Annotated in this window: 24 protein-coding genes; 4 read left to right on the top strand and 20 right to left on the bottom strand. The window is 66.5% G+C overall.

What is annotated here, in order from left to right:
- Positions 1-85 precede the first annotated feature (85 nt).
- Positions 86-751 carry a TetR/AcrR family transcriptional regulator gene (locus tag ACTZWT_RS14280; protein WP_444770349.1) on the top strand — a complete coding sequence of 222 codons (666 nt, stop codon included), beginning with the start codon at positions 86-88 and terminating at the stop codon, positions 749-751.
- A 260-nt stretch (positions 752-1,011) separates the two neighbouring features.
- On the opposite strand, the gene ACTZWT_RS14275 is transcribed toward ACTZWT_RS14280, so the two are convergent.
- On the bottom strand, positions 1,012-2,610 hold the full coding sequence (locus ACTZWT_RS14275; RefSeq protein ID WP_444770348.1) for an ABC-F family ATP-binding cassette domain-containing protein: 1,599 nt from the start codon (positions 2,608-2,610) through the stop codon (positions 1,012-1,014).
- A gap of 262 nt (positions 2,611-2,872) precedes the next feature.
- Between ACTZWT_RS14275 and ACTZWT_RS14270 the strand changes: the two genes are divergently transcribed.
- Positions 2,873-3,616 (top strand): SDR family oxidoreductase, encoded by a 744-nt coding sequence (locus ACTZWT_RS14270; protein WP_444770347.1) that lies wholly within the window; start codon positions 2,873-2,875, stop codon positions 3,614-3,616.
- Positions 3,617-3,635: 19 nt separating this feature from the next.
- Here the strand turns inward: ACTZWT_RS14270 and ACTZWT_RS14265 are convergent, their stop codons facing one another.
- The 4 genes from ACTZWT_RS14265 to ACTZWT_RS14250 form a co-directional block, all read right to left on the bottom strand.
- Complete coding sequence (locus ACTZWT_RS14265) at positions 3,636-4,268, bottom strand: response regulator transcription factor (RefSeq protein ID WP_444770346.1); 633 nt, start codon at positions 4,266-4,268, stop codon at positions 3,636-3,638.
- Positions 4,265-6,544, bottom strand: coding sequence for a PAS domain-containing protein (locus ACTZWT_RS14260; RefSeq protein WP_444770345.1), 2,280 nt, complete (start codon positions 6,542-6,544; stop codon positions 4,265-4,267). Before ACTZWT_RS14260 ends, ACTZWT_RS14265 begins: the two co-directional genes overlap by 4 nt.
- A gap of 147 nt (positions 6,545-6,691) precedes the next feature.
- Positions 6,692-7,219 (bottom strand): cytochrome P460 family protein, encoded by a 528-nt coding sequence (locus ACTZWT_RS14255; RefSeq protein WP_444770344.1) that lies wholly within the window; start codon positions 7,217-7,219, stop codon positions 6,692-6,694.
- 79 nt (positions 7,220-7,298) lie between these two features.
- Positions 7,299-8,351, bottom strand: a complete 1,053-nt coding sequence (locus ACTZWT_RS14250) for an alpha/beta fold hydrolase (protein WP_444770343.1) — start codon at positions 8,349-8,351, stop codon at positions 7,299-7,301.
- Positions 8,352-8,588: 237 nt separating this feature from the next.
- On the opposite strand from ACTZWT_RS14250, the gene ACTZWT_RS14245 reads away from it, so the two are divergent.
- Positions 8,589-10,016: an aldehyde dehydrogenase family protein gene (locus ACTZWT_RS14245; RefSeq protein ID WP_444770342.1), complete on the top strand. Its 1,428-nt coding sequence runs from the start codon at positions 8,589-8,591 to the stop codon at positions 10,014-10,016.
- A 186-nt stretch (positions 10,017-10,202) separates the two neighbouring features.
- On the opposite strand, the gene ACTZWT_RS14240 is transcribed toward ACTZWT_RS14245, so the two are convergent.
- The 10 genes from ACTZWT_RS14240 to ACTZWT_RS14195 all read right to left on the bottom strand — a co-directional run bounded on the left by ACTZWT_RS14240 (position 10,203) and on the right by ACTZWT_RS14195 (position 19,944).
- On the bottom strand, positions 10,203-11,156 hold the full coding sequence (locus ACTZWT_RS14240) for an MBL fold metallo-hydrolase (RefSeq protein ID WP_444770341.1): 954 nt from the start codon (positions 11,154-11,156) through the stop codon (positions 10,203-10,205).
- A 125-nt stretch (positions 11,157-11,281) separates the two neighbouring features.
- On the bottom strand, positions 11,282-12,028 hold the full coding sequence (locus tag ACTZWT_RS14235) for an SDR family NAD(P)-dependent oxidoreductase (RefSeq protein ID WP_444770340.1): 747 nt from the start codon (positions 12,026-12,028) through the stop codon (positions 11,282-11,284).
- A complete protein-coding gene (locus ACTZWT_RS14230) occupies positions 12,018-13,637 on the bottom strand; it encodes an MFS transporter (RefSeq protein WP_444770339.1) in 1,620 nt (539 codons plus the stop codon). The genes ACTZWT_RS14235 and ACTZWT_RS14230 overlap by 11 nt, the downstream gene beginning before the upstream one ends.
- Positions 13,634-14,680: an HlyD family secretion protein gene (locus tag ACTZWT_RS14225; protein ID WP_444770338.1), complete on the bottom strand. Its 1,047-nt coding sequence runs from the start codon at positions 14,678-14,680 to the stop codon at positions 13,634-13,636. The genes ACTZWT_RS14230 and ACTZWT_RS14225 overlap by 4 nt, the downstream gene beginning before the upstream one ends.
- A 35-nt stretch (positions 14,681-14,715) precedes the next feature.
- Positions 14,716-15,921, bottom strand: a complete 1,206-nt coding sequence (locus ACTZWT_RS14220) for an NAD(P)/FAD-dependent oxidoreductase (RefSeq protein WP_444770337.1) — start codon at positions 15,919-15,921, stop codon at positions 14,716-14,718.
- A 63-nt stretch (positions 15,922-15,984) separates the two neighbouring features.
- Complete coding sequence (locus ACTZWT_RS14215) at positions 15,985-16,248, bottom strand: hypothetical protein (RefSeq protein ID WP_444770336.1); 264 nt, start codon at positions 16,246-16,248, stop codon at positions 15,985-15,987.
- A 115-nt stretch (positions 16,249-16,363) separates the two neighbouring features.
- Entirely contained in the window at positions 16,364-17,344 is a 981-nt protein-coding gene (locus ACTZWT_RS14210) for a helix-turn-helix domain-containing protein (RefSeq protein ID WP_444770335.1), read from the bottom strand.
- Between the two features lie 140 nt (positions 17,345-17,484).
- Positions 17,485-18,834: a sensor histidine kinase gene (locus ACTZWT_RS14205; protein WP_444770334.1), complete on the bottom strand. Its 1,350-nt coding sequence runs from the start codon at positions 18,832-18,834 to the stop codon at positions 17,485-17,487.
- Positions 18,827-19,249, bottom strand: a complete 423-nt coding sequence (locus ACTZWT_RS14200) for a response regulator (RefSeq protein WP_444770333.1) — start codon at positions 19,247-19,249, stop codon at positions 18,827-18,829. The genes ACTZWT_RS14205 and ACTZWT_RS14200 overlap by 8 nt, the downstream gene beginning before the upstream one ends.
- Positions 19,250-19,299: 50 nt before the next feature.
- Positions 19,300-19,944: a response regulator transcription factor gene (locus ACTZWT_RS14195; RefSeq protein ID WP_444770332.1), complete on the bottom strand. Its 645-nt coding sequence runs from the start codon at positions 19,942-19,944 to the stop codon at positions 19,300-19,302.
- A 355-nt stretch (positions 19,945-20,299) separates the two neighbouring features.
- On the opposite strand from ACTZWT_RS14195, the gene ACTZWT_RS14190 reads away from it, so the two are divergent.
- Positions 20,300-21,208 carry a helix-turn-helix domain-containing protein gene (locus ACTZWT_RS14190; RefSeq protein WP_444770331.1) on the top strand — a complete coding sequence of 303 codons (909 nt, stop codon included), beginning with the start codon at positions 20,300-20,302 and terminating at the stop codon, positions 21,206-21,208.
- 14 nt (positions 21,209-21,222) lie between these two features.
- Here ACTZWT_RS14190 and ACTZWT_RS14185 read toward each other — a convergent pair whose 3' ends face one another.
- The 5 genes from ACTZWT_RS14185 to ACTZWT_RS14165 all read right to left on the bottom strand — a co-directional run bounded on the left by ACTZWT_RS14185 (position 21,223) and on the right by ACTZWT_RS14165 (position 25,090).
- Complete coding sequence (locus ACTZWT_RS14185) at positions 21,223-21,642, bottom strand: hypothetical protein (protein ID WP_444770330.1); 420 nt, start codon at positions 21,640-21,642, stop codon at positions 21,223-21,225.
- A gap of 164 nt (positions 21,643-21,806) precedes the next feature.
- The gene (locus ACTZWT_RS14180) at positions 21,807-22,247 is read right to left on the bottom strand and encodes a cupin domain-containing protein (RefSeq protein WP_444770329.1); all 441 of its coding nucleotides are present in this window, start codon (positions 22,245-22,247) and stop codon (positions 21,807-21,809) included.
- A gap of 17 nt (positions 22,248-22,264) precedes the next feature.
- Positions 22,265-23,026: an SDR family oxidoreductase gene (locus ACTZWT_RS14175; RefSeq protein ID WP_444770328.1), complete on the bottom strand. Its 762-nt coding sequence runs from the start codon at positions 23,024-23,026 to the stop codon at positions 22,265-22,267.
- 79 nt (positions 23,027-23,105) lie between these two features.
- The gene (locus ACTZWT_RS14170) at positions 23,106-23,942 is read right to left on the bottom strand and encodes an alpha/beta fold hydrolase (protein WP_444770327.1); all 837 of its coding nucleotides are present in this window, start codon (positions 23,940-23,942) and stop codon (positions 23,106-23,108) included.
- A 590-nt stretch (positions 23,943-24,532) separates the two neighbouring features.
- Positions 24,533-25,090: a GNAT family N-acetyltransferase gene (locus ACTZWT_RS14165; RefSeq protein WP_444770326.1), complete on the bottom strand. Its 558-nt coding sequence runs from the start codon at positions 25,088-25,090 to the stop codon at positions 24,533-24,535.
- Between the last annotated feature and the right edge of the window lie 4 nt (positions 25,091-25,094).

Below are 25,094 nucleotides of genomic sequence, written 5' to 3'. Positions count from 1 at the left end.
GTTGCATTGCCTGTCAACAAAATTACCATCTGGTCTCAAATCCCGGCCGGTCGAATCGCCGCGCCGGCCCGGAGCGCCGCCTTCCATGCTGCAGAAGTCATCGTCCAAGCCCGCCGCCCGCCGACCGCCGGCGCGCAAGAACATGAAATCGGCCGATCGGGAAAAGGCGATCCTCGATGCGGCGATCGCATTCTTCGCCGAGCACGGCTTCGAGGGGCAGACGCGCGAATTGGCGAAGCGGATCGGGATCACGCATTCGGCGATCTACCGGCATTTTCCGAGTAAGGAAGCGCTGATCGAACGGGTCTACGACCACGTCTATGTCAGCCGCTGGAATCCGCAATGGCAGACGCTGATCACCGATCGTTCGCGCCCGCTCGAGGACCGGCTGACCCAATTCTATCTCGAATATGTCGAGCGCATCTTCAACTACGAATGGGTGCGGATCTTCGTGTTCTCCGGCCTGCGCTCTTACGACATCACCGGACGCTACCTCACCATCATCCGCGACAAGCTGGTGATCCCGGTGTGCAAGGAGCTGCGACGGCTGAACAATCCCGAGGCGCCGTCGAGTGCGAAGATCACCGAGCTGGAGCAGGAGGCGATCTGGGGCCTGCACGGCCAGATCTTCTACATCGCGATCCGCAAATACGTGTACGGCACGCCGGTGCCGGCCGAACTCGATCCGGTGATCGTCGACCACGTCAGGCGGTTCATGCGCGGCGCCGTCGCCGCCCCGCGGCCGAAGTGAACGCGGACTGTCCCAGCGCGAATTGCGCCAATGACGGCCAGCCATCTGCAACCTCAACCCTTGAAGGGTTTTCGGCCCCCTGCCCCATCCAACGATCGACCCACTGCCGGCGGCTGCGGCGGATCAAGACCGGTAGATCCGCAGAGCCGCCTTCTGGTCCACTGCACCGAAGAGGCCGGCGCGCGTCTGCTCCGTTGGTTTGACCGGATGTCGGTTTTCTGTTGCCGGACCATGGCTCGGTCGGTTGCCGAGCCGTGCGCTCACGAGGGCATCTTCTCAGCGGTCAAATCGATCTTCCTCGACACTCCAATGGCATCGAGAAAGGCTTCGTCATGGCTGACGACCACCAAGGCACCGTCATAGGCGATCAGGCCGGCCTCGAGCGCGCGAATTGAATCGAGGTCGAGATGGTTGGTCGGCTCGTCGAGGATCAGCAACGCCGGAGGTCGCCGACCGCCGAGGATACAGGCGAGCCCGGCACGCAGCAATTGGCCGCCGCTCAATTGGCCCACGGCCTGGAGCGCGGCGTCGCCGCGAAACATGAAGCGCGCCAGCGCGGCGCGGCAATCATTGGCGTCCGTGTCCGGATTGATCCGCTGATAGTTCGCGAGGATCGAGCCTACCGGATCGAGCAGACTGACCTGCTGATCGAACATCGCGCGGTGCGCCGTGACATCGACCGTGCCGTGCCAGGGGCGCAAATCGCCGTTCAGAAGCCTCAGCAACGTCGTCTTGCCGCTCGCATTGCGGCCAACGATCGCAACGCGCTCCGGGCCGACGATCGACAGCGACAGGTCACGCAAGATCGGTCGTCCCGGCTCGTAGCCGATGCTGATTTGGTCGAGCGCAAGCACCGTCTTGCCCTCGGCGAGACCGGTCGGCGCGAGCGCGAGGGACATCGGCTGAAGGATTTCGACACGCTGCCGGGCGCGATCGGCGACGTGGAGCGCGTCGACCCGCTGTCGAGACGCGGCTCGCGCGTGCTCGCCACCGCTGTCTTCACTCCGATCCTTGCGCGCGCCCGCGAGAATGCGCGGCATGTCGCCTTTCGCCCGCTTGCGCTTGCCCGCGCCGTCCCGCCGCGCTTGTCGCTCGACCGCCGCTTGCGCCTTTCGGCCGATCTCGGCCAGACGCCGTTCGGCGTCCGTCAGATCGCGCGCGGCCGCCGACAGTTCGATGGCCTTCCGTTCGACATAGCGGCTCCAATTGCCGCCGTAGCGCGTCGCCCCCAGTGATGTGAGCTCGACGACGGTGTCGACCGTTTCGAGCAGTTCCCGGTCGTGACTGACGACGATCGCTCCGCCACGCCAGCCGGCGAGCAGATCGATCACCGCGCGCCGACCGTCGCGATCGAGGTTGTTGGTCGGCTCGTCCAGCAGCAGGAAGTCCGGCTCGGAAAACACCAGCGCGGCGAGACGCGCGCGCGTCGCCTGACCGCCGGACAGCGCGGCGAGGCTCGTCTCGGCATCAGCGCCGAGCCCGAAGCGAGCCAGCGCTGCCGCAAGACGCGGCTCGATCGTCCAATCGACCTTGTCCAGTTCGCCGGGATCGGCCTCGCCACGCTCCGCTTTGCGTACCAGCGCGAGCCCGGCCCGGGCATCGAACAGATCGGCGATCGTCTCGTCGGGCCGCACCTGAACGGCCTGACGCAGCATCGCGATCCGCCCCGTGGCCGAGATGGTGCCGGAGAGCGGGGAACGCTCGCCCGCGATCATGGACAGCAGCGACGATTTTCCGACGCCGTTGCGCCCGATCAGTCCGGTGCGCTCGACGGCGAAACTCAGATCGAGATCAGTGAGAAGAGGACGGCCACCGGGCGTGGCCAGAGTCAGCTTGGAGAGAACGATCGGCGCGGACATGAGGATGAAACTCCCGAGGGGCAAAGCGGTTCGGCATTGCGGCTTGGGATGAATTCATCGGCGGCGGCTCCAAGGAAACTCAGCTGAGCTTGCATCTAGGACAACGATGCAGAGAGATCAAGCGGTCTCACGTGGTCGTTCGATCTGCCGGCTACGACCAACGTGTTAGCTGGCCTATGCGCGAAGCTGATAGGCGGCCGTTCCCTTCTGGATGCAAGGTACGGACGCGCCCCCGCCACCAATTTCGCCAAGAGGATCTGCAATGATCGATGCAGCCGTTGATCGACAAAGCGCCGCCGCGATCGTGTTCGGCGGCTCGCGCGGCATCGGCGCTGCGATCGCGCAGCAATTGGCCGACGACGGCTTCGCGGTCGCCCTGACCTATCTCTGCAATGCGGACAAGGCCGAGGCCGTATGCGAGTCGATCAGGACCGGCGGCGGCCAGGCGATCGCCGTTCGGGCCGATAGTCGAAACCCATCCGACCTGTGCCGCGCGGTCGAGACCGTCTCGCGTGACCTTGGACCGCTGGACGTGGTCATCATCAATTCCGGCGCGCTTCGCATCGGTCCGTTGCGCACGTTCGCGCGTGAGGATTTCGATCTGCTGATCGACGTCAATATCCGCGGCGTGTTTCTCGCGATCCAGGCGTCGATGTCTGCCCTGCGCGATGGCGGGCGCATCATCACGATCGGCAGCAATGCGGCGGTCCGCACCGGATCGTCCGAAGGCGGCGTCTATGCGATGACCAAGGCCGCCGTCGCGAGCTTGATCCAGAGCCTCGCGCTCGAACTCGCGCCCCGCGGCATCACCGTCAACAACGTCCAGCCCGGCCCGATCGAAACCGACATGACCGCCGGCATGACCGCGCTTCTGGTGAATCGGATTCCGCTTCGGCGGATTGGCAAGCCGGCCGAGATCGCCTCGCTGGTGTCGTATCTGGCCAGCAGCGATGCCGGATACATGACCGGCGCGAATCTGACCATCGACGGCGGCATGGTGCTCTGACATCCCCGCTGCGCGGCCGTCAGGTCGGCGCCTTCACGCCCAGCGATTCCGCCTTCCGCACCAGATCCGCGACGGTGCGGGCGCCCATCTTCTTCATCATGATTCCGCGATGGATCTTGACGGTGACTTCGCTCACCTGCAGCCGGCCGGCAATTTGTTTGTTCATCAGCCCGGCGGTCACGAAGGTGAACAATTCCCGCTGGCGGGGCGTCAACGACTCGAAGCGCTGCCGCAGATCGGCCACGGCGCTTTCGCCCTCGCGTCGCGCGCGATCCTTCGCAAGCGCGCGTGTCACCGCATCCAGCATGTCCTGGTCGCGGAACGGCTTGGTCAGAAAATCCACCGCACCGGCCTTCATCGCCCGCACCGACATCGGAATGTCGCCATGACCGGTCATGAACACGATCGGCACGTCCAACCCGGCTTTCACCAGCGAGTCCTGAAAATCGAGGCCGCTGATGCCGGGCAGGCGGATGTCGAGCACCAGGCAGCACGGGATATCTGGAATGCCAGCGTCGAGCACTTGCGCGGCGGAGCCGAAGACTTTCACCTGAAGGTCCATCGACCGAAACAGATAGGTCAGTGCGACGCGCATCGACTCGTCGTCATCGACCACCAGCACCATCTGGCGCGCGTCGGACCTGTCCGTCATTCGGCTGCTCTCTCGATCTCGGCGGCCGGGGCCAGGGCGAACTGGAACGTCGCCCCGGGACGGTCCGCATTGGACCTCGCCCAGAGTTGCCCGCCGTGTTCTTCGATGATCGAGCGGCAGATCGGCAGGCCCATGCCGAGACCGCTCGGCTTGCTGCTGACGAAAGGATCGAACAGCGTCTGCCAATTCGCGGGAAGGCCGATGCCGCTGTCCTCCACCGCCACGACTGCGCGGCCGGCCTCGTCGCGGAACGTGCTGATCATCAGCCTGCGCGGCCGATCCGCCACCTCGTGCATCGCCTCGATGGCGTTGACGATCAAATTGAGCACGACCTGCTGCAATTGCACATGGTCGACCGCGACAGGAGGAGCGCCGTCGAAATCGCAGCACAGCACAATGCCGTGGGAATGGATTTCGTTCTGAATCAGCGCCACGACCTCCGAGACGATGCCGTCGAGGCCGACCTGCCGGCGTTCGGGATCGGCTTTCTTCATCAGGCCCCTGACCCGCCGGATCACTTCGGCCGCCCGATTGCCGTCCTTGACGATCCACTCGACGGCGCCGCGGACGTCATCCAGGTCGGGCTGCGCGCGATCGAGAAACCGCAGGCACGCCTGTCCGTTGGCGACGATCGCCGCGAGCGGCTGATTGACCTCGTGCGCGATCGTCGCGCTGATCTCGCCCAGAGTCGCGATGCGCCCGGCGTGGGCGAGCGAGGTGCGGGCGGCGTTGAGCGCCTGCTGCGCCCGCCGTGTCTCGGTGATGTCCATCAGCGCGCCCACGATCTCGCCGGCCCCCTCGCCGTCGTGGAGGCGGCGGGCGACGACGCGCAATTGCTTGCTCGACTGATCCGGCATCACCATTCGGATTTCGTAGTCCCACGCCTCCGCCCCATCCCTCGCACGCCCCAGTTCATTGATCATTTTGAGGCGATCGTCGGGATGAATCCGCTGCAGCAGCAGATCGGTCGTCACGACCGTCGCCGATTCGATTTCCGCAATTTGATAGGTCTCGTCGGACCACAGATGCCGATCGGCGGCGGCGTTCCAGGCAAAACTGCCGGTCTTGCTCAGCTTCTGCGCCTCGGCCAGATACAGCCGGCTGCGCTGCAATTCGAATTCGGCGCGTTTGCGATCCTCGATGTCGGTGTTCGTGCCGTACCAGCCGACGACCTCGCCATCGTCGCCGCGATGCGCTTCGGCGCGAAACAGAAACCAACGATAGCTGCCATCGAGGCGGCGCATGCGCGCCTCGATCTCGCCGGGCCTGTGCGAGGCCAGCATCTCCTGCCATCGGTCGTGCAACTGCGCGCGATCATCCGGATGGACGACCGAGATCCAGCCCCAGCCGCGCGCGGCTTCCAGCGACAGACCGGTGTAATCGAGCCAGCGCTGATTGAGATAGTCGGCGGAGCCGTCCGCGGCAGTCCGCCACGCCAGCGTCGGAATCAAATCGAGCGTGAGGCGCAATTCACGCTCGGTGGCCGCCAGCCGCGCTTCCCGGTCGCGCAACGCATCCTCGGCGATCTTGCGGTCCTCGATGTTGAAGCCGATCGAGAACCATTTCAGAATTCGGCCGCCGGCGTCGCGCAGCGGCGCACGCCGGATGCTGAACCACTGGAATGTCCCATCGGCGCCCCGGATCGGCGCCTCGGTGGCCATCGGCTCGCCATTTGCCAATGCCCGGCACCACGCCTCGCGCTCCGGATCGTCCGGATGAAACAAGGTCCCGCCGTTCTGCACCGCCTGCTCCAGAGACAGCCCGGTGTAGTCCATCCAGGTCTTGTTGACGAGACTGTGAACCCCGTCCGGCCGATACACCGACAGCATTGCGGGGATGGAATCGACCGTCAGTTTCAGTTCGCGCTGCGCCTCGGCGACGCGCTGTTCGCTCGCGCGCAACTCCGCTTCCGCTCGTCGCCGGGCGTCGTTAGCCCTACGGTATGAGTCGCACAGATAGGCGACGAACAGCGCCGCCGCGGCGAAGAACACCAGTTGCGGCACATCGTGCCACTGAACCACGAAGCTGTGCACCGGCGGCAAGAAGAAGTAGTCGAACGCCAAGATCGCCATCACGATCGCCGCGACGGCGGCGGCGATCCCCCTCCGCCAGGCCACGAACATCACCCCGCAGGAGAACAGCGAAGCCGAAGGCGCGATCGCCAGCAAAGCCTGCAGACCGAAGCCGCCGGCAACCGTGACCGCAACCACCGCGCAAGCGTATGCGCAATCGAGGCCGATCTTCGCCAGCAAAGGCCGGTCGGGACGAGGCGGCATCGGTCAGCTCCTATTCAGGCTCCGCATTTCCACGCCGGAAAAATTTCTGAACAACGCGTCATGAGCACGGCGCACCATATTACCACATGCGATGCCAGCGACCAGTGTGCATGCGCGCCTGCGGTGCCTCCTTCATTTGGCAGGTGCTCAGCGGGCGTAGCGGGTGAAGACGTAGTCGTGCCCGACGACACGCGCCTGATGGCATGCGAAGCAGGTCTGGTGCTGCGCCTCGTCGGCCGGCGGGCCCTGCACGAACCGGCCGAAGCCCCACCCGCCGGTGCCGGCGAATTTGCGCGAGTCCTTGACCATGACCTGCACCGTGGTCGCGGCGCCGGGAACGGAGGCCGGTTCGAACTCGCTGGACGGGATCCGCTTCCAGGCGAGCTTCACCAGCACCGTACCATCAGGAAACGGCAGCTGCCGCTTCCTGTAAGCCTCCATCGCGATCGGATTGCCCAGCACCGCGCGCAGTTCGTCGAGCGGTTCCCCCTCCTCGGCAGGAGCTATCAGCGGCCATTGCCGATAGCCTTCCGGCAACGTCACGCCATAGATCGGCGAGGCGGCGCGCGTGCCCGGCGCGTCCTCGGTATCGACGATCTGCGCCGCGGGAGACAGGCCCGCAAGCACGCAGGCCACAGCGACAGTCACAAACAATCCGGCGAGCGGCAGCTTCATGATCACCTCGGATATGAGAAGATTACTTGCCGGCCTGTGGCGTTACGCAGGGCATCCGGCTGCGGGCGGATGAACTAACCTAGCCACCGCCGGCGACGTCGATGATCGCGGTCGCGAACGCCTGCGGCGCCTCCTGCGGCAGATTGTGTCCGATGCCGCCGGTGATCAGGCGGTGCGCATATTTGCCGGTGAACTTCTTGGCGTAGCTGGCCGGCGGCGGATGCGGCGCGCCGTTGGCGTCGCCCTCGAGCGTGATCGTCGGCACCGTGATGGCGGGAAATGCCGCGAGCTTGCGTTCCAGATCGTCGTACTTTGCCTCCCCCTCGGCCAAGCCGAGCCGCCAGCGATAATTGTGGATCGAGATCGCGACGTGGTCGGGATTGTCGAAGGCCGCCGCGGACCGCGCAAAGGTGGCGTCGTCGAACGTCCATTGCGGCGACGCCAGCTGCCAGATCAGCCGGGCGAATTCGGCCCGGTATTTGTCGTATCCTGCCCGGCCCCGCTCGGTCGCGAAGTAGTACTGGTACCACCATTGCAGCTCGGCCTTGGGCGGCAGCGGCGTCTCGTTGGCCTTCTGGCTGCCAATCAAATAGCCGCTGACCGACACCAGGCTGATGCAGCGCTGCGGCCACTGCGCGGCGATGATGTCCGCGGTGCGGGCGCCCCAGTCGAATCCGGCGAGGTGCGCGCGTTCGATCTTCAGCGCATCCATCAGATCGACGATGTCGACCGCGAGCGCGGCCTGCTGGCCATTGCGAAGCGTGTCGTCCGACAGGAACCGGGTCTCGCCGTAGCCGCGGAGATACGGCACGACGACGCGAAAGCCATTGCCGACCAGGATCGGCACGACGTCGACGAAGGCATGAATGTCGTACGGCCAGCCGTGGAGCAATATCACGACCGGACCGGTCTTCGGCCCGGCATCGAGATAGGCGACATTCAGAGGACCGGCGACGATGTGCGCGAGCGGGCCGAATGACGCGCCGCCGCCGGCCTTGTTCGAAACCGGTCTCCGCGCCCCGGACGTCGATTGGGCGCTCGCCGGCGTTGCAACGCCGAACGACGCGGCCGCGACCGCGCTGGCCGCGACGCTCAGCAACTGACGGCGTGAATGAATAAGCGCGTTTGACATGAGCATGTCTCCTGATCGGGTGCTGCAGGAGATACTTCCGCAGGACGCCGCTCTGGCGGAATTGGCTGCGCGTCTGTCGCACTACGCCTTGGGTATAGGTGCGACGCCACAACGGCGAATTGCGAGCCGTCTGGCCGTCGATAGGTTTAGATGCGACGGCGGATCATCCGCGCGTCGGACGGTCGACCGGTCGAAAGCGCCGTGACCGTCTTGCACCCAGCCGAGGACGCGGCTTCCATGCAAACGATCGATACGAGCTATATCGAAGGCACTTTCGTTGCAGTGTCGGGCACCGAGGAACTCGGCATCGTCAACCCCGCGACCGAGGCGCCGATCGGGACGATCCGCTTGGGCGACAGGCTCGACGCGCAGCGGGCGATCGCCGCGGCCGACCGCGCGCAAACCGCCTTCGCCCGAACGACGAAGCAAGAGCGCCTCGACATGCTCCGCGCGCTCTCGGCTGCCGTCCTGCGCCGCTCCGACGACATTCGCGATGCGACGATCGCGGAGTACGGCGCGCCGCTCGGCCGCGCGCGTTGGATCAGTCGGTACGCCTCGGACTGCTTCACCATCACGGCGGACGCCCTGAAGGACTACTGCTTCAGCCGGCGAATCGGCGACGCCACCGTGCTGATGGAGCCCGTCGGCGTCTCCGCGCTCTTCGCCCCGTGGAACGCCGCCGCCGGGACCATCTGCAGCAAGATGGCCTCCGCGCTTGCCGCAGGATGCGCCTGCGTCGTCAAACCGAGCGAATTCTCCGGCCTGCAGGCCCACATCGTGGCGGAAGCGCTTCACGACGCGGCGCTTCCGGCCGGAGTCATCAACTTCGTCAACGGCCGAGGCCGAGAGGTCGGCGATGAACTCGCCACGCATCCCAAAATCGCGCGGATTTCTTTCACCGGCTCCACGCCGACCGGAAAGGCGATTGCCAGATCCGCAGTCGAGTCGATGAAGCGGGTCAGCCTGTCGCTGTCGGGAAAGGCCGCGATGATTCTGCTGGACGATGCCGATCTCGCCGTCGCCGTGCCCATGGTGCTGCGCGCCGGCTTCCAGAACAACGGTCAGGCATGCATTGCGGCCACACGCATCCTCGTTCCGATCCGGAAGATCGATGAAGTCACGGCGATTGCCCGATCGACCGTTGCCGCACTGAAGGTGGGGCAACCCTCCGACGCCGAGACGGAACTGGGGCCGCTGGCGAGCAGCGCCCAGTTCGACCGCGTGCAACGCTACATCGCCAGGGGCATCGACCAAGGCGCCACCGTCGTCGCCGGCGGCCTCGGCCGGCCTGACGGATTCGATCGCGGCTATTTCGTTCGGCCGACGCTCTTCGGCGATGTCGCGCGTGGCATGGACATCGTCCGCGACGAGATCTTCGGACCGGTGATCTCGATCATCCCCTATCGTGACGAAGACGACGCGATCGAAATCGCCAACGATACGATCTACGGGCTGTTCGCCTACATCTGTTCGTGCGATCCGGCGCGGGCCCGACGCGTTGCCCGCCGGCTCCGGGCCGGCGAGGTCTTGATCAACCGGATCGCGCCGGAGTTACAGGCGCCGTTTGGAGGCGTGAAGCAGTCCGGCGTCGGCCGCGAGTTCGGGGTGTATGGCCTGGAATCGTTCCTCGAACCGAAATCGATCGTTGAAAGTCCCATGGCCTGAGGAGGCAAACCAGCCGAACGACGACTCCAGGATAAGATGCGCCAAGTCTGCTTCTGACCCTAAGCGGACCTACCCCGGAGGTTGAGCTGAAATGCTCTCCACTGGCCCCTGCAAATGCGAGAGACGAGAGCCAAGGGTTCATTGCCGATGGCGACAAGCTGCACCCCTGGCTCACGCTCGGCTAAACTAATAGTCCCAGTACGCGGGCACCCAGCGGAACACGTCGCCATCGACCGCGACCCGGCCGATGGACGGAAACGGCAAATGCGTGGCGACCAGCGGCTCGCCGGTCGCGGCCACCTCGCGCAGCAGGCGGACGCGGACTCGAGTCGCCTCCTCCGGATCGTGCTCGAAGCCATTGTGCCAATCGGGCTGCTCGAAGCTGACCGGAAAGACCGCATCGCCGGCGAAAGTCAGGCGCTCGCCATTCGACGTGAGTTGCACGACGCTGTGTCCCGGCGTGTGACCGCCTGTGCGGCGGGCGATGACCCCCGGCGCCACCTCAACCTCGTCGCCGAATGTGCAGAGATTCCTGCGATAGACGGCGAGAAACCGCTTCGCCGTCGCCCGCAGCGCGTCCGGGAAACCGTTCGGCATTTGAGTACGTGAGAAGTCAGGCGCCTTCCAGAACGCAACCTCGGCGGCGGCGACATGGATGCGCAGGTCCGGGCGCAGCCGCTGCTTGACGCCGTCGATCAGCAGGCCGCCGACATGGTCCATGTGCATGTGGGTGAGCACGATGTCGGTGACCGACGGCAGATCGATCCCGGCGGCTGCCAGCCGCTGGAGCAACTGGCCGGCGCGCGGCAGATGCAGGTCCGGATCGAGGCCGAGCCCGGCGTCGACCAGGATGGTCTGCTTGCCGCTGCGCAGCGCCACCGCGTTCAGCGGCCAATCGAACGCGTCCTGCGGCAGAAACATATCGTGCAGCCAGGCCGCCCGGGCGACCGGGTCGGCGTTGTGCGCCAGCATCGCGGTCGGCAGCGGCAGCACGCCGTCGCTGATCACCATCACGTCGATGTCGCCGACGCGCAGGGCGTAGCGCGACGGCACCGGCTCCTTCGATCCCGATCCGGCGACCGGCGTGATCGTCAGTTTCATCGGCGCCGGCTGCGGCTGATTGCGGACTACGAGATTCATGTCGTTCTCCTTTGCTCGGTGGATCTCACGGCGGCCAGGTTACCGATCGTGGCGGCGCGCTGCGCCAGCGTGATTGCGGCATGTGTCGCGCAATTGCGCCGAACGCCGCGTGCCGCAACGCCCGCTCACACCAGTCCGAGCCCACCGTCGACCGCGAGCACCTGCCCGGTGATCCAGTCGGCGGACGGATCGGCGAGCCGCACGATCCAGGCGGCGACGTCGTCGGGGACGCCGCGGCGGCCGAGCGGAATCTGCGCCAGTTCGTCGGCCTTCACCGCTTCGGCCTGTGTGTCGGAGAGCCCCATCATGCCGGTGAGCGCGTCCGACTCGGTCGGGCCAGCGGCGACGGCGTTGACGCGGATGCTGCGCGGCGCGAGTTCGAGCGCCCAGCAGCGCGTCAGATGTTCAAGCGCCGCCTTGCTGGCCGCGTAGTGCGACAGGCCAGCGCCGGGCTTGTGACCGAACGTGCTCGAGATGTTGACGATCGCGCCACGTGTCGCCGCGAGATGCGGCAGCGCGGCGGCGGCGAGCAGGCTCGGGCCGACCACGTTCACGGCAAAGATCTGCGCGATCCGCTCCGCCGTCGCATCGGCCAGCGGCAGGATCGCGCCGGCGCCGGCATTATTGACCAGCGCATCGAGCCGGCCCCAGCTGTCCAGTGCGGCGGCGACGGTGCGCCGGGCGTCGTCGGCCGAAGCCGCATCAGCCACGAGTGCCTTGATATTGGTGTGCAGCGCCGCGGTCTCGTCGATCGGGCCAACGCGGCGGCCGGTGACCAGCACCCGGGCCCCGTGCTCGGCAAAGCAGAGCGCCGCGGCCCGGCCGATGCCGGAGCCGCCGCCGGTGATAATGACGACGCGATCAGTCTGCATACACAATCTCCTTCAGGCGGGATTTGCAAACTCGGGACGTGCGCGGCTTGGCCGCGACAGTCAGCGCGATCTTGACTACGATCAGCAGCGGCGCCGCGACGATGAACAGCAGCGCGACGGATACAAAGGCGGTGTCGAACGCGATCACGGTGGCCTGTGCCACCACCGCCTTGTTAAGGAGCCCGACCGCGGCGCGCGATGCCGCCGCCGTCTCCATACCGCGCGCCGCCAGCAGCGCCGCGATCGCGGCGAGCCGATCGTTGACGGCGACGAGGCTGGTCGAGACGTGCGAGCCGATCACCACCAGATTGCCGGTGACCTGATGTTCGATCAGCGTCTGCAGGCCGGCGACTCCAATCAGGCCGCCGATCTGCCGGCCGAGGTCGAACAGTCCGATACCGTAGGCGCGCACGTGCCCGTCGAGATCACCGAACGCGACCAGCGTGATCGACAGGAACAGGAAGCCGAGTCCGAATCCGCGCAGCAGCAGCGCTGGCGTCATGTCGGCGGCGCCGCTCTCGCCGGTCGAACCCGACAGCATCCACATCGCGCCCATCACCATCAGGATTCCGAACGGCACGGTGGCGATCGGCGGCACGCGCCAGACCTGCATCACCAGCGCGGCGATGAACAGCGAGCCGGCGAACAGTGCGCCGCTCGGCAACAACAGCACGCCGGCATCCGTCGGGGTGAAGGCGAGCACTGCCACCGCGAACGACGGAATCAGATAGGCACTGCCGAACAGCGCCGCGCCGGCGACGAAGCTGACAGTGAAGGCGAAGCCGAAGTCAGCCGATCGGAAGCAGGACAGATCCAGCAGCGCGCGAGGTGCTTCGCTGACCTGCCGCCCGGCGAACAGCAGCGCGGCAGCGCCGCCGATCATCGTCAACCAGACGATGCGCGGCTGGCCGAACCAGTCCCAGCGGCTGCCCTGGCCGAGCACGTAGCTGACGCAGAACAACGCAACAGCGACGAGCAGCAGGCCGAGCCTGTCGAGCCGCCGTCCCGCGGCGATCGGCTGCGGCGGCCGGCTGCCGGCGATCAGCAGCCTCGAGGCCAGCAGCGCGACCGGCACCACGCTGAAGAAGATCCAGCTCCACGTTTTGTGGTCGAGCAGCCAGCCCTGCAGCGCCGGCGCGATCGTCGCGGGTGCGACCACCGAGCCCAACGCGAACAGCGCCTGCAGTAGCGGCTGGCGCGATGGCGCAAAGGCGGCAAACAGCAGCACCTGACCCGCCACCAGCAATGTTCCGCCGGCGAGGCCCTGCAGCACGCGCAGCGCCACCAGCAGGTCCAGCCGCGCAGTCGCCACCGCCGGGGCGCAGGCAATGCCCATCACCAGCGTCGCGGCCGCGACAAGGCGGCGGGCATCGATGCGCTCCAGCAACAGCGGCGCGGCGACGAAGCCGATCAGCTTGGCGGTGGTGTAGCCGACGTCGAGCCAGGCGAACTCGTCCGGTGTCGCGTAAGTGTCGCCGATGATGTCGGCGCGGCCGAGCGACAGCACCGTCCCGGCGATCGCTTCGGTGAGAGCGGCGAAGACGATGCCGAGGACCAGCACCGTGTCGGCCAGCGCCCTACCCCGCTGGCCGGCTGCGGCGGGGCTCACGACGACGGCCTCAGCGCGATGGTCACCCGCGCCGACAGCCCCGGCACCAGCCGGCCGGGGAGCGGCGCGCCGATCAGGCGGATCTTCACCGGGACGCGCTGCACGACGCGGACGAAATTGCCGGTGGCGTTGTAGGTCGGCAACAGGCTGAAGGCGGAGCCGCTGCCCGGCGCGAGACTGTCGACCACGCCGTCGAATACCTGATTGGGAAAACCATCGATGGTAACGCGGGCGTGTTGTCCAGGCGCGATGTGTTCGATCCGCGTCTCCTTGAAGTTCGCGACCAGCCAGACGTCGTCGAGCAGCACGGCGCCGGGCGCGACCAGACGGCCGACGCGAACCTGGCGATTGCCGATGACGCCGTCGATCGGCGCCTTGATCACGGTGTTGTCGAGATCGATCTGCGCCAGCTCCCGCGCCGCTCTCGCCTGGGCCAGCGCCGCGACGCCGGCCTCGCGCTGGGTGTCGAGCACCGCGATCTTCAGCCGCTGCGCATCGAGCGTGGCCGAGGCAGCCGCAACTGCCGCTTCGCCGCGCGCACGTCCCGCCTCGGTTTCGTCGACCTGGGCCTGGCTGACGGTGTTGGTGCGCAGCAGCTCGCGCCGGCGGTCGGCGGTCTTGGTCGCCAGCGTCCGCTCCGCCTCCGCCGCGCGGAGCTGCGCCTCGGCCTGGTGAACCAGCGCGCGCTGCAGCCGGCTCTCGGCGTCGACGTTGTTCAACCTCGCGGAGGCCGCCTCGACATTGGCTTCGGCTTGGGCGACGCGTGCCCGATAGTCGCGATCATCGATGCGGAACAGTACGTCTTCGGTCCGCACGTGCTGATTGTCGTCGACCTCGACGGCGGTGACGTAGCCGCCGACCTTTGGCGCCATCGACGTCACGTCGCCGCGGACATAGGCGTTGTCGGTCCACGCCTCATCGGCCGCGCTCGCCCACGCCCAGCCTCCCGCCGCCAATGCCATGGCAATGGCACACAGCAACGCGCCGGCAATCAGTCGGGCCCGGTGCGATCGGGCTGCGCGCAACTCCGCATCGTCTGCCATCGCAGACCCTCCTGCATCGGAATGAGGCCTCACTGCTACAAGGCGGTGACGCGTTCGGGATCGGCCGAGGCGAGCGCCGCGGCACGTTCGGCGGAAGGCGGATAGATCCACACCGTGTTGATCTCGCGCTTGGCGGTCTTCGCTTCCTCGCCGGTCATTTCGACGTTGCGCTCCCAGCCGCGGGTGAACAGCGCGCCGGCGGCGCCGAGGTCGAGGCAGGTGACGTAGGCTTCCTGGTGATAGGTCCGGGTCGGCAGCTCGAGCAGTTCGGCGGCGGCGTTGTGGCCGGCGAACGCGCCCATTCGGGTCGCGTGCTGGCACGACATCAGCGCGGTGTTGCCGATATCGTCGCTGGCGGCATGCGCGGCGTCGCCGGTGGCGAAGACGCCGGCCACGCCTTGCACGCGTAGTTGCCGGTCGACCAGCAGCCGGCCGAGATTGTCACGCTCGGCCGGGATCTCTGCCGTCAGCGGCGCAGCCCGCATGCCGGCGGCCCACACCACGGTCGCCGCGTCGATCCGCTCGCCGCCCGACAGCGTCACTCCCGACGCATCGAGCGCCGCGACGCCGACGCCGAGCCGCGCCTCGACGCCGAGTTTCGCCAATGCCGCCTCGATCAGCGGTCGCGGTCCCGGTCCCATGTCGGGCCCGACCGCTTCGCTGCGCTCGACGATCACCACGCGTGGTTTGGCATCGTCGCCGAGAATGGCGTGCAGCCGGGCCGGCATCTCGGTCGCGGCCTCGATGCCGGTGAAGCCGCCGCCGGCGACCACCACCGTGTCGCGCGCCGCCGACGGCGGCCGCGTCGCCAAGCCGTGCAGGTGGCGGTCGAGCGCCACGGCATCGTCGTAGCTGTCGACGCTGAAGCCGTGCTCGGCGAGCCCCGGCAGGTTCGGCCTGAACAACCGGCTGCCGGTCGCGAGGACCAGCCGGTCGTAGGCCAGCGTCGCGCGGCCGCCATTCGCCGCGACGATCTCGACCGTGCGCGCCGCGCTGTCTATCGCCTGCGCCGAGCCCTGGACGTAGTCGACGTCGATCGCGGCGAGAAGCGGGCCGAGCGACGCAGTCATCTTCTCCGGATGCGGTTCGTAAAGTCGGGGCCGGACGATGAGCGACGGCTGCGGCGCGATCAGCGTGATCTGCACGCGCTCGGGCGAGACGCCCTCGATGTCGCGCAGGCGGGCGGAGGAAAGCGCGGCGTACATGCCGGCAAAGCCGGCGCCGATGATGACGAGACGCATATCGTGCTCCTGTTGCAGGGTGTGTGGATATCGCGTGGGGATGATGCAGCCCGCCGACGCGGCCTAAGGCGCGCAGGACAGCTTTGACGGACGGGCGATAGCAGCCCCGCAGCGCAGACCGCATGCGGTCGGATTCGGCCGGCTGTCGCCGATCCGCAGGTCGTTCAACGTGACGCTCGACGTCAGCGGCGTCGATGCCGTCAACGCCGCGAGGTCCCTCGCCTCCTCGCCCGCGCTCGAGGCGGAGCGGATGGTCAGTGACGCGGCGTAGATCAGCGTCGTCGCGAAGACCCTGCGCCGCGCCGTTGCTATCAGCCAGCCGGCCATTGCGCTGTTGGACATCGATCGTCTCTCCTGTCGCTGGTTTCGTCTGGATGCTGACTTAGCGAAGGCGGGCCGCGCCTGCGCCAGAGCGATTGCGACAACTGCAGCAGGATTGCCATCAGATAGCGCTGCGCCGCCAATCGGTCGGCGAGACGCCGGTCAGCTTCTTGAACGCCGCCGCGAACGCTGTCTGCGACGCGTAGCCGAGCGCGGCGGCGACCGCGACGACCGGGGTGCCGTCGCGCAGCATCTCCATCGCCTGCTCCAGCCGCCGCTGCCGCAGCCAGGCGAACGGCGACAGGCCGGTGCTGTCCTTGAAGGCGCGGCAGAAGTGAAAGCGCGACAGGCCGGCCTCCTCGGCCAGCGCCGCGAGCGAAACATCGTCGTCTTCGCTGGAGCGCAGCCGGTCGATGGCGCGTCGCAGGACGTGAGGTGCGAGGCCGCCGCGCGCCGACGCCGTCACCACCGATGACGAGGCGTGCGCCACCAACAGGCGAGTCGCGAGCAGATCGATGAGCTGCTGCCTGAAAAGCGCATCGAGCGCTGCGTTATCCTCGATCACGTCCGCGGCGCTGATCAGCAGACGAGCCGTGATCGGATCCGGGAAGCCGGTGCGTTCGGCGAGGCTGTTGCCACTGGCTCCATGGTCGGCGGCGATCTGGCGCAACTTGCTGCGCGGCAGATAGAGCTGCACGACCTCGATCGGCCCGGCGATATCCCACCGCGCGCTCGACTCCGCCGGAATGATAGTGACGACGCCGGCGCGCGCGGTGCCGATCGCGACCGCGCCGTCGGCGCGGCGTTCAAGCCGGCGGACCGGGCCGCGATACGCCATCACCACATCATCGGCCATCGGCGCCACGACGGCGTGCAGCGGGCCGTGCCGCCACAGCGCGAAGGCGCCGCCGGATCGTTCGGATGCGAAGCGCAGCGGCGCCGCTCCGAGCACGCGCTTCATCTCGTCAGCCGGCGCGGGCGGCCCGGACGAGTCCGATGCCGACCCGAGACGTGAAGTGGTGTTCGAATCTGCGGCCGAAACTTTCACATCTGGTCTCCCGAATGACGACGGACCAAACGGACGGGGTGGCTCCCGTCCCATACAACTCGTTCTGATGATGGCGGCTGGTTTCGCACGCGGCCATCGTGCGCACCGGCAACGGTCCTGATGCCGGCGGCTGGGGCGACCTGTGCGCAGGCATAGGTGGCGGCGGCGACAAATCGACGGGCGGAAGCGGCGGCTCAGGACGTTTGGCGCAAGGACCGATCCGCCAGCGGCATCGTGAAGACGAACTGCGCTCCGCCCTGCGGCCGGTTGGTCGCGCGGATCTCGCCGCCATGCGCCGCCACGATGGTCTGGCAGATCGCAAGGCCGACACCGAGACCGGACTCCTTGGTGCTGAAAAAGCTGTCGAACACCCGGTCGAGGTCCGCCTTGGCGATGCCGGGCCCGTTGTCGGCCACGCTGACGCTGGCAAAGCCGTTGCCGTCGCGACCGGTGCGCACCTCGATGCGGCCGCGTTCATGAGCTCCGCCGCGGACCAGAGCCTGGACGCTGTTGATCAGCAGATTGATCACGACCTGCTGCAACTGAATGCGGTCGGCCATAACGATAGGCCTGTCGGGGTCGATCACCGCCGTCACCACGATCGTCTTCGACTCGACGTCGTGGCCGATGAACATCAGCGCCTCCTGGACCGCATCGTTGAGATCGACTGGTCCATTCTCCAGCTCGTGCTTCGCCGCCATGCCGCGCATGCGCTGGATGATGTCACTGGCGCGGCGCGCATTGGTCACGATCTTCGAAGTGAGTTGGGCCACCTTGTCGCAGTCGTGGTCTCCGCGCGCCAGCCAGCGCAGGCTGGCCTCTCCGTTGGATACGATCGCGGTGAGCGGCTGACTGATCTCGTGAGCGATCGACGTCGCCAATTCGCCGAGCGTGGCGATCCGCGCGGCCCTGGCGAAGTCGGCCTGCAGCTTGCGCAATTGGCGCTCGGTGTTCAAGCGCGTGCTGATGTCCTGAATGGTGATGAAGGTGGTGTCGAGCTGTTCAGGCGGGCGCGGATAGGTCACCGAGAACAGCACGTCGATCACCGCGCCGTCGAACGCCAGCATCCGGGTTTCCTCGATCAAGTGCCGCGATCCGTTGAAGTGCGCCACCATCACCCGCTTGGCGAGATCGGGATCGGCCTCGAACAGATAGCGCACCGGCCTCACCAGGTCGCCGGGATGCGTGGCGTGAAACAACGCCACCGCGGCGCGGTTGACCGCGGAGACGACCACGACGTCTTTGGCGTATTCGACAAAATCCGGATTGTCCTCAAAGAACGCCGCGATGTCGCGGACACCCTCCGCGCGCATGCGCTCGAACACTTCGCCGGTGCGCCGGGAGTCGACCTGCCACAGAGCGGTCGGAAGATGCTGCATCAGGTTGCGATAGTTTTCCTCGCTGGCGATCGCGTCCTCGGTGCTCGCAGCCTTCGCTTCATCGGCCGACGGACATGCGCCGATCAGTTCGGCGACATCCAGTCGGCGGCGGCTTCCCGGCGGAACGCCGACAGTGCCGGACCGCGGTCCGAACGGACTACTCATCGGAGGACCCGGCTGGACCGCCGCCTCCAGGATCGAGGACGACGCGCAGATGACCGTAAAGCACGTCGCCGTCGACCGGTTTCACCAGGAATGCGGCCGCTCCGCCGGCCATCGCGCGAGCACGCGTCGCGGCACTTGTATCGGCGGAGATGAAGATCACGGGTGTCGAGGGAGAGATCCGTCGCAGCCGGTCCTGCAGATTGAGGCCGCTCAGGCCCGGCATCCTCACGTCGGTGATGAGGCAATCGAATGCGCCTACCCGATCGTCCATCAGGAATGCCTCCGCTCGATCGAACGCGTGGCAACGGATGTCCATGACCGCAAGTAGATCGCACAATGCTTCGCGCACGGACTCATCGTCGTCGACAACGGCAACGAGCAGGCCCTCGAGCAGACGGTTCGTAGAAGCTGGCATCGCCGAGGACCATCTGCTCATCCACCACTGACTTGTACCTATCCCGTGGTTTAGCTTCGCTCGTCGCGCAGTCCCTCCGGCAGCAATTCCCAGATCCGGATCAACTCGGTCGCGGAGCGCGCCTGCATCTTGCGGCTGCCGTTGCCGCGATGCAGCTTGATGGTGATCTCGCTAAGGCCGAGGTCGAACGCGATCTGCTTGTTGAGTCGACCCTTGGCGACCTCGCGCAGCACCTGTCGCTCCCGCGGCGTGAGCGTGGCGAAGCGCTCGCTCGCTTCTCTGACGCGCGACGCGACGGCCGTTTGCGCGATGTCCTGCTCGATCGCGTTGCCGACGGCATCGAGCAGCGCCTGGTCGCGCACCGGCTTGGTAAGAAAGTCGACCGCACCCGCCTTCATCGCCTGCACCGTCATGGCGATGTCGCCGTGGCCGGTAAGGAAGACGATCGGCTTTGTGTTGCCGCTGCGGATCAGGCGTTGCTGCAGATCGAGCCCGCTGATCCCCGGCATCCGGACATCGAGGATCAGACAGCCTGGCCGATCGGGCAGCTTGGTTTGCAGCAGCTCCTGCGTGGTGGCGAAACAGGCGGAGTCCAGTCCGACCGACAGCAGCAACTCGTACAAAGCGGAACGTACATCGTCGTCATCGTCCACGATCACCACGAGAGGACGACCCGGCTCGACAGCCGCGCTCATTCGCGGCAGGACCTGGGCATAAGCCGCGGGTGGACTGGCAATTGTATTTCTCAGCATCATCGTGTGGCTCCAGGCCGGCTGCCGCCACGCCGGAATTCAACGCGTCCGTAGATTTACGGGACCGGCCCATGCTGTCTTTCCGGATCCAATCGCGTTTTGCCCGTTTCTGCGCCCGAACGTGCGGCGAACGGTCACGCGCCCCGTCGGGGGGCCTCGCTCGCCGATCTGTGAACGTCTTGGCCGACAAATGCCCCGGAACGGTGTGGACGTAGGGATGGCAATATCAGATTATGCGACGCACTCGCATCTAGCTTCCAGTGCGTGGAGCTGCTGCTCCTAGCGTGGAGTGACGGACATGACGGCCAGCGTCTACGGACACAACCTCGGACGGCGTTTGCGATCCGACCAGGCACCCGCCCTGACCACGCGCTCGTTGCGCAGCACCGAGCTCGCGGTCACCGAATGTCGCAACGACGCGCCCGAATTTGGCCTGTCCGGTTCACTGCCGGGCGAGGACGCCTATCTGGTGAGCTTCAAGCTGCGCGACTATTCGCAGTGTGAATGCTGGGAGGAAGGCCGGCCGGTGATCACCGCGGACGTCCATAGCGGCGCCACCTATCTGTATGACCTCCGCCGCGACCCGCGCTACGTCATCGACAAGCCGTTTCATTCGGTGTTCTTCTATCTGCCGCGCACCGCGCTGAACGCGATCGGGCAACAGGCCGGTACGCGCCGCGTCGGCGATCTCGCCTACCAGCCCGGGATCGGCAGCGACGACGACATCGTCCGCCACCTCAGCGTATCGCTGCTCGCCGGGCTGCATCGGCCCCACGAGGTCAATCAACTGTTCGTCGATCACCTGTTACTCGCTATCGGGTCGCACGTAATCCAGGCCTATGGCGGGCTCGACGTCTCGGGCCCGGTGCGCGGCGGCCTCGCCGCCTGGCAGACCAGGCGCGCCTGCGAGCTGCTCGCGGCCGATCTCGAAGGCAAGTTGTCGCTTCAGCGCCTCGCCGCCGAGTTCGGGCTGTCGACCAGCCATTTTTCACGCGCGTTTCGGATCTCGACCGGCTTGCCGCCGCACCGGTGGCTGATGCAGCAGCGCGTGTCGAAGGCAAAGCAGTTGCTGTCGGACCGCCGGTTGCCGCTGTCCGAGGTGGCGATCGCCGCGGGGTTCGCCAACCAAAGCCATCTCACCCGGGTGTTCTCGTCGATCGCCGGGATCAGTCCAGGCGCATGGCGCCGAGAATCCGGCAGTCGGTAGGCAGGCGCGGTGGCTCAACGGGCCGTCAGCGTTTCGCTCAGCGCCCACAGCCGCTCGGCTTGTTCCCGATCGGCATCCCATGGTGCAACGCCCTTGCGCGTTTCCTCGCCACGATAGATCGGCGCGTTGTCGCAATCCTCGCAGTATACGCCGCCCAGCCCATCTAGTCGCCTGGTGGTAGCGCACCATACGCTGGTGGCCGCACCTTGCTGCGGGGTCTTCATCCCGCGTGCCGGATCGACCCTGGGCACGCCGTTCGCGTCGCGGGCGCCAAACGCCGCGATCTCCTCGGCGCTCAGATGCCGTGCCAGACCGGTGAGGATTTGACCGGGATGCAGCGAGAACGCGCGAATGGCGTGCGCCTGGCCGCGCGCGCGTCCTGGGCCATGGCGAACAAAGCGTTGGCGGTCTTGGACTGCCCGTAGGCCTTCCATTTGTCATAGGTGCGTCGAATGAAATTCGGATCGGCGAAATCGACGCCGGCGAGCTGATGCCCGCGCGACGACACCGGCGCGCCCCCTTCGCCTGCACCAGCGTCATCGCCCAGCGTCCTTGCAGGGATTCGGCGTCCAGCCGATCGCCCCGCCCATTCTCAACGTCACTTCGGATCCGGAACGGTGAGTTGGGTATCCTGCGTATCGACCACGAATACCGCGAGCAGTTTAGCGGGTCTGGTGGCACTGGCATTGGCGCTGACGCCATGATGATCGCCTGGCAGCTCCGTCCAGTTTTCGCCAGGGCGATACACCTGCTCGGGCCCGTCGTTGACCTTGCTGCGCACCTCGCCTTCGAGAACCGTCGCGTAGATGATTGCCCGCGCGTGGGTATGCGGCGGCGACGAGCCGCCCGGCCCGTATTCGACCAGAACGCCCTTGATGCTCTTGCCGGGCATGCCGGGCAGCGCATGCTGGTAGACCAGCGTCACCGTCGCGTTGGTCGCGCCGGCGAGGCGTTTGGCCGGGCCATCGTGATCGGAATGCGCCGCCCCAGGCACGGCGACGAGCTGCATCGCGACCAGCAAGCTTGCCGATTTCCACATCGTGCGTCCTCCTGTGCTTATCCGACCGCCGCGGCGGCGTGGGCTGCCGTCCAGCCGGCAAAGTCGAGGCGGCCGAGCCGCGCATCTCCGAGAGGCACCAGCGACAGCCGGTCGAGCCTGCTGCAGAAATACGGCCAGTCCGGATCGGCGCAGACCGATCGACGATCGTTCGACGTCGCGAGGTAGCGCCTGATGAACTCGTCGAACGGCGCGCGCTCCGGCCCGGCGATTTCGATGGTGGCGTAGCGCGGCTTGGACTGCGCTGTCTCGGCCACGATCGCCGCGACATCATCTGCAGCGATCGGCTGAAACAATCCGGCCGCGACGTGAACCACGCCGTCGCGGTCTCCCGACTCCGCGATGGTGCCGATGAATTCCATGAACTGGGTCGAGCGGATCACCGTGTATGGCACGCCGGACCGCTTGACGACGTTCTCCTGCGCCACCTTGGCCTGGAAATAGGCGTTGCCCTGCAGGCGGTCGGTGCCGACGATCGACAGCACCACGTGATGCTTCACGCGGGCGCGCAATTCGGCCGCGACCAGATTGGCCTCGTGCGTGGTGAAGAAGTTCAGCACAGCCGGAGGCTCGAACGACGGCGAATTGGCCAGGTCGACGACGACGTCGGCGTTGACGAGCGCCGCGTCGAGCCCTTCGCCCGTCACGGTGTTAACGCCCGTGCTCGGCGCCGCCGCGATCGCCTCATGACCCGCCTGGCGCAGCACATTGATTGTTCTCGAACCGATGAGGCCGGTGCCTCCGATCACGACGATCCGCATCTCGCCTTACTCCCTGTGACGTTGATTGACGCGCGGCGGCGAAGCTGGACGCCACCGCCGCGCACGGAAACGATCGGCGCTACGCCTTGATGAAGGCGAGGAGATCGGGGTTGATCACGTCGGCATGGGTCGTACACATGCCGTGCGGAAATTTCGGATAGGTCTTCAGTGTGCTGTGCTTCAGCAGCTTGGCCGACAGCGGCGCCGCATCCGCGATCGGCACGATCTGATCGTCCTCGCCGTGCATCACCAGCGCCGGCACGTCGATCGCCTTGAGGTCTTCGGTGAAGTCGGTCTCGGAGAACGCCTTGATGCCGTCGTAATGCGCGTTTGCGGCGCCCATCATGCCCTGCCGCCACCAGTTCTGAACGACACTCTGGATTGTCGCCACGCCGGGACGGTTGAAGCCGTAAAACGGCCCCGAGGGGAAATCGATGTAGAACTGCGTGCGATTGGCCGCGAGACTGGCGCGCAATCCGTCGAACACCTCGACCGGCAGACCGCCGGGATTGGCCTCGGTCCTCAACATCAGCGGCGGCACCGCACCGATGATGATCAGCTTGGCGACGCGGCCCTGCGGCAGTCCGTGGCGCGCGACATAGCGCGTCGCCTCGCCGCCGCCAGTCGAGTGGCCGATGTGAATCGTTCGGCGCAAATCGAGATGTTCGACGACCGCGGCCGCGTCGACGGCGTAGTGATCCATGTCGTGGCCGTCCGCGACCTGCTGCGAGCGGCCGTGGCCGCGACGGTCGATCCCGACCACGCGATAGCCGTGCTTCAGGAAGAACAGCATCTGGGTGTCCCAGTCGTCGGACGACAGCGGCCAGCCGTGATGGAACACGATCGGCTGTGCCGACTTCGGGCCCCAGTCCTTGTAGAAAATATCGACCTTGTCCTTGGTGGTGACGGTGCTCATCGGCGCGGTCCTTTTGCTGGCGGGCGGAGATTGTTGAGGAGCGGCGCAGGCGAGGCCGGACGGCATGGAAAGCGCCCCTGTGAGGCCGGCGGCGCCGATCAGGACGGCGCGCCGATCGATCATCGTGGAGGATTGATCCACAGCATTCATCGCGAACTCCTCGATTGGCGGCACGCTTCGACGTGCCTCGGTTCCACGATGCTGAGACTAAGGACGTAGGCGATCGAGGACGATTGTACGGGCGATCAGTCCGACCTATGCGGAGGTTTAGGCTTCCCTACGGTGATTGACCTCAAGCGTCAGATCGAAACGCTCGAAGGAGGCCGTCGGGGCACGCGTCCGCTTCTGCCCCAGATTCGCCGGGAGAATTGGGTGGAGCTAACCGTCTCTGCCCAAATATTTCAGGCGACGACCTACCCGCCCACGCGAGTACGGCGCTCTTGTTCCCAGATCCCTGACAGTGCTCTCGATCTCGTGTGGCAGAGCAGAAGAGCGCCGTGCCAGGAACGCGTCGTCATTGGCATCGTTCCGGACGTCCCCGGCCGTGGGCGGACGTGGGGAGCCGGCGCGCTGTTAGTGAGGCGCGGTGGTCATCGTTCATCTGAAAACGCCGATCGTTCAGCATACACCTTCTCGAACCGGAACGATTCCCCGCCCGGGATGCCCTCTCGGGTCTCGGGATGCGGATCCGGATGATGAGTGTTGTAGAACTCGACGATCTTGAAGCCGCATTTGTTGACATAGAAATGGATGTTGCGCTTCTCGAAATACGGCGTGTGCGTTTCCCATGCCAGCGTATCGGGATACATCGATTCAATCGCACGCCACGCTCCGGAGCCGATGCCTCGTCCGTGATGTTCGGTGGAGACAAAGAACAGATCCAGCGAATTGCGATGCGTGGCGGTGTCGATCGTCAGCACGATCCCGCCGACCCGCACGCCGTCGAGCATGACGTGATACGTGACCGCCCCCGGCGCATGGAAGAAATCGCCGAGTTCTGCGTCCGACGGGATCGGGCCTTCGGGCGCCGCTCCGAATGCCGCCGTGAAGCCCGCCGCGAACGCGTCCTGCAGGCCTAGTCGGAAGTCCGTCAGGTCCGCTTCCTGCGCCGGTACCAGGGAAACACGATTTGTCCGGTCCAATCTCATGGCT

It is taken from the genome of Rhodopseudomonas sp. NSM, assembly GCF_052445935.1.
Classification (GTDB): Bacteria; Pseudomonadota; Alphaproteobacteria; order Rhizobiales; family Xanthobacteraceae; genus Rhodopseudomonas.
The sequence above is the reverse complement of the archived record's forward strand: the minus strand, read 5'-3'. Positions and strand labels throughout refer to the sequence as shown.

What these genes read in the sequence shown, in the direction of transcription:
- ACTZWT_RS14280 (WP_444770349.1), top strand. Translation starts at nt 86, where the DNA reads ATGCTGCAGAAGTCATCGTCCAAGCCCGCCGCCCGCCGACCGCCGGCG.
- ACTZWT_RS14275 (WP_444770348.1), bottom strand. Translation starts at nt 2,610, where the DNA reads ATGTCCGCGCCGATCGTTCTCTCCAAGCTGACTCTGGCCACGCCCGGT.
- ACTZWT_RS14270 (WP_444770347.1), top strand. Translation starts at nt 2,873, where the DNA reads ATGATCGATGCAGCCGTTGATCGACAAAGCGCCGCCGCGATCGTGTTC.
- ACTZWT_RS14265 (WP_444770346.1), bottom strand. Translation starts at nt 4,268, where the DNA reads ATGACGGACAGGTCCGACGCGCGCCAGATGGTGCTGGTGGTCGATGAC.
- ACTZWT_RS14260 (WP_444770345.1), bottom strand. Translation starts at nt 6,544, where the DNA reads ATGCCGCCTCGTCCCGACCGGCCTTTGCTGGCGAAGATCGGCCTCGAT.
- ACTZWT_RS14255 (WP_444770344.1), bottom strand. Translation starts at nt 7,219, where the DNA reads ATGAAGCTGCCGCTCGCCGGATTGTTTGTGACTGTCGCTGTGGCCTGC.
- ACTZWT_RS14250 (WP_444770343.1), bottom strand. Translation starts at nt 8,351, where the DNA reads ATGTCAAACGCGCTTATTCATTCACGCCGTCAGTTGCTGAGCGTCGCG.
- ACTZWT_RS14245 (WP_444770342.1), top strand. Translation starts at nt 8,589, where the DNA reads ATGCAAACGATCGATACGAGCTATATCGAAGGCACTTTCGTTGCAGTG.
- ACTZWT_RS14240 (WP_444770341.1), bottom strand. Translation starts at nt 11,156, where the DNA reads ATGAATCTCGTAGTCCGCAATCAGCCGCAGCCGGCGCCGATGAAACTG.
- ACTZWT_RS14235 (WP_444770340.1), bottom strand. Translation starts at nt 12,028, where the DNA reads ATGCAGACTGATCGCGTCGTCATTATCACCGGCGGCGGCTCCGGCATC.
- ACTZWT_RS14225 (WP_444770338.1), bottom strand. Translation starts at nt 14,680, where the DNA reads ATGGCAGACGATGCGGAGTTGCGCGCAGCCCGATCGCACCGGGCCCGA.
- ACTZWT_RS14220 (WP_444770337.1), bottom strand. Translation starts at nt 15,921, where the DNA reads ATGCGTCTCGTCATCATCGGCGCCGGCTTTGCCGGCATGTACGCCGCG.
- ACTZWT_RS14215 (WP_444770336.1), bottom strand. Translation starts at nt 16,248, where the DNA reads ATGGCCGGCTGGCTGATAGCAACGGCGCGGCGCAGGGTCTTCGCGACG.
- ACTZWT_RS14210 (WP_444770335.1), bottom strand. Translation starts at nt 17,344, where the DNA reads ATGGGACGGGAGCCACCCCGTCCGTTTGGTCCGTCGTCATTCGGGAGA.
- ACTZWT_RS14205 (WP_444770334.1), bottom strand. Translation starts at nt 18,834, where the DNA reads ATGAGTAGTCCGTTCGGACCGCGGTCCGGCACTGTCGGCGTTCCGCCG.
- ACTZWT_RS14200 (WP_444770333.1), bottom strand. Translation starts at nt 19,249, where the DNA reads ATGCCAGCTTCTACGAACCGTCTGCTCGAGGGCCTGCTCGTTGCCGTT.
- ACTZWT_RS14195 (WP_444770332.1), bottom strand. Translation starts at nt 19,944, where the DNA reads ATGAGCGCGGCTGTCGAGCCGGGTCGTCCTCTCGTGGTGATCGTGGAC.
- ACTZWT_RS14190 (WP_444770331.1), top strand. Translation starts at nt 20,300, where the DNA reads ATGACGGCCAGCGTCTACGGACACAACCTCGGACGGCGTTTGCGATCC.
- ACTZWT_RS14185 (WP_444770330.1), bottom strand. Translation starts at nt 21,642, where the DNA reads ATGGAAGGCCTACGGGCAGTCCAAGACCGCCAACGCTTTGTTCGCCAT.
- ACTZWT_RS14180 (WP_444770329.1), bottom strand. Translation starts at nt 22,247, where the DNA reads ATGTGGAAATCGGCAAGCTTGCTGGTCGCGATGCAGCTCGTCGCCGTG.
- ACTZWT_RS14175 (WP_444770328.1), bottom strand. Translation starts at nt 23,026, where the DNA reads ATGCGGATCGTCGTGATCGGAGGCACCGGCCTCATCGGTTCGAGAACA.
- ACTZWT_RS14170 (WP_444770327.1), bottom strand. Translation starts at nt 23,942, where the DNA reads ATGAGCACCGTCACCACCAAGGACAAGGTCGATATTTTCTACAAGGAC.
- ACTZWT_RS14165 (WP_444770326.1), bottom strand. Translation starts at nt 25,090, where the DNA reads ATGAGATTGGACCGGACAAATCGTGTTTCCCTGGTACCGGCGCAGGAA.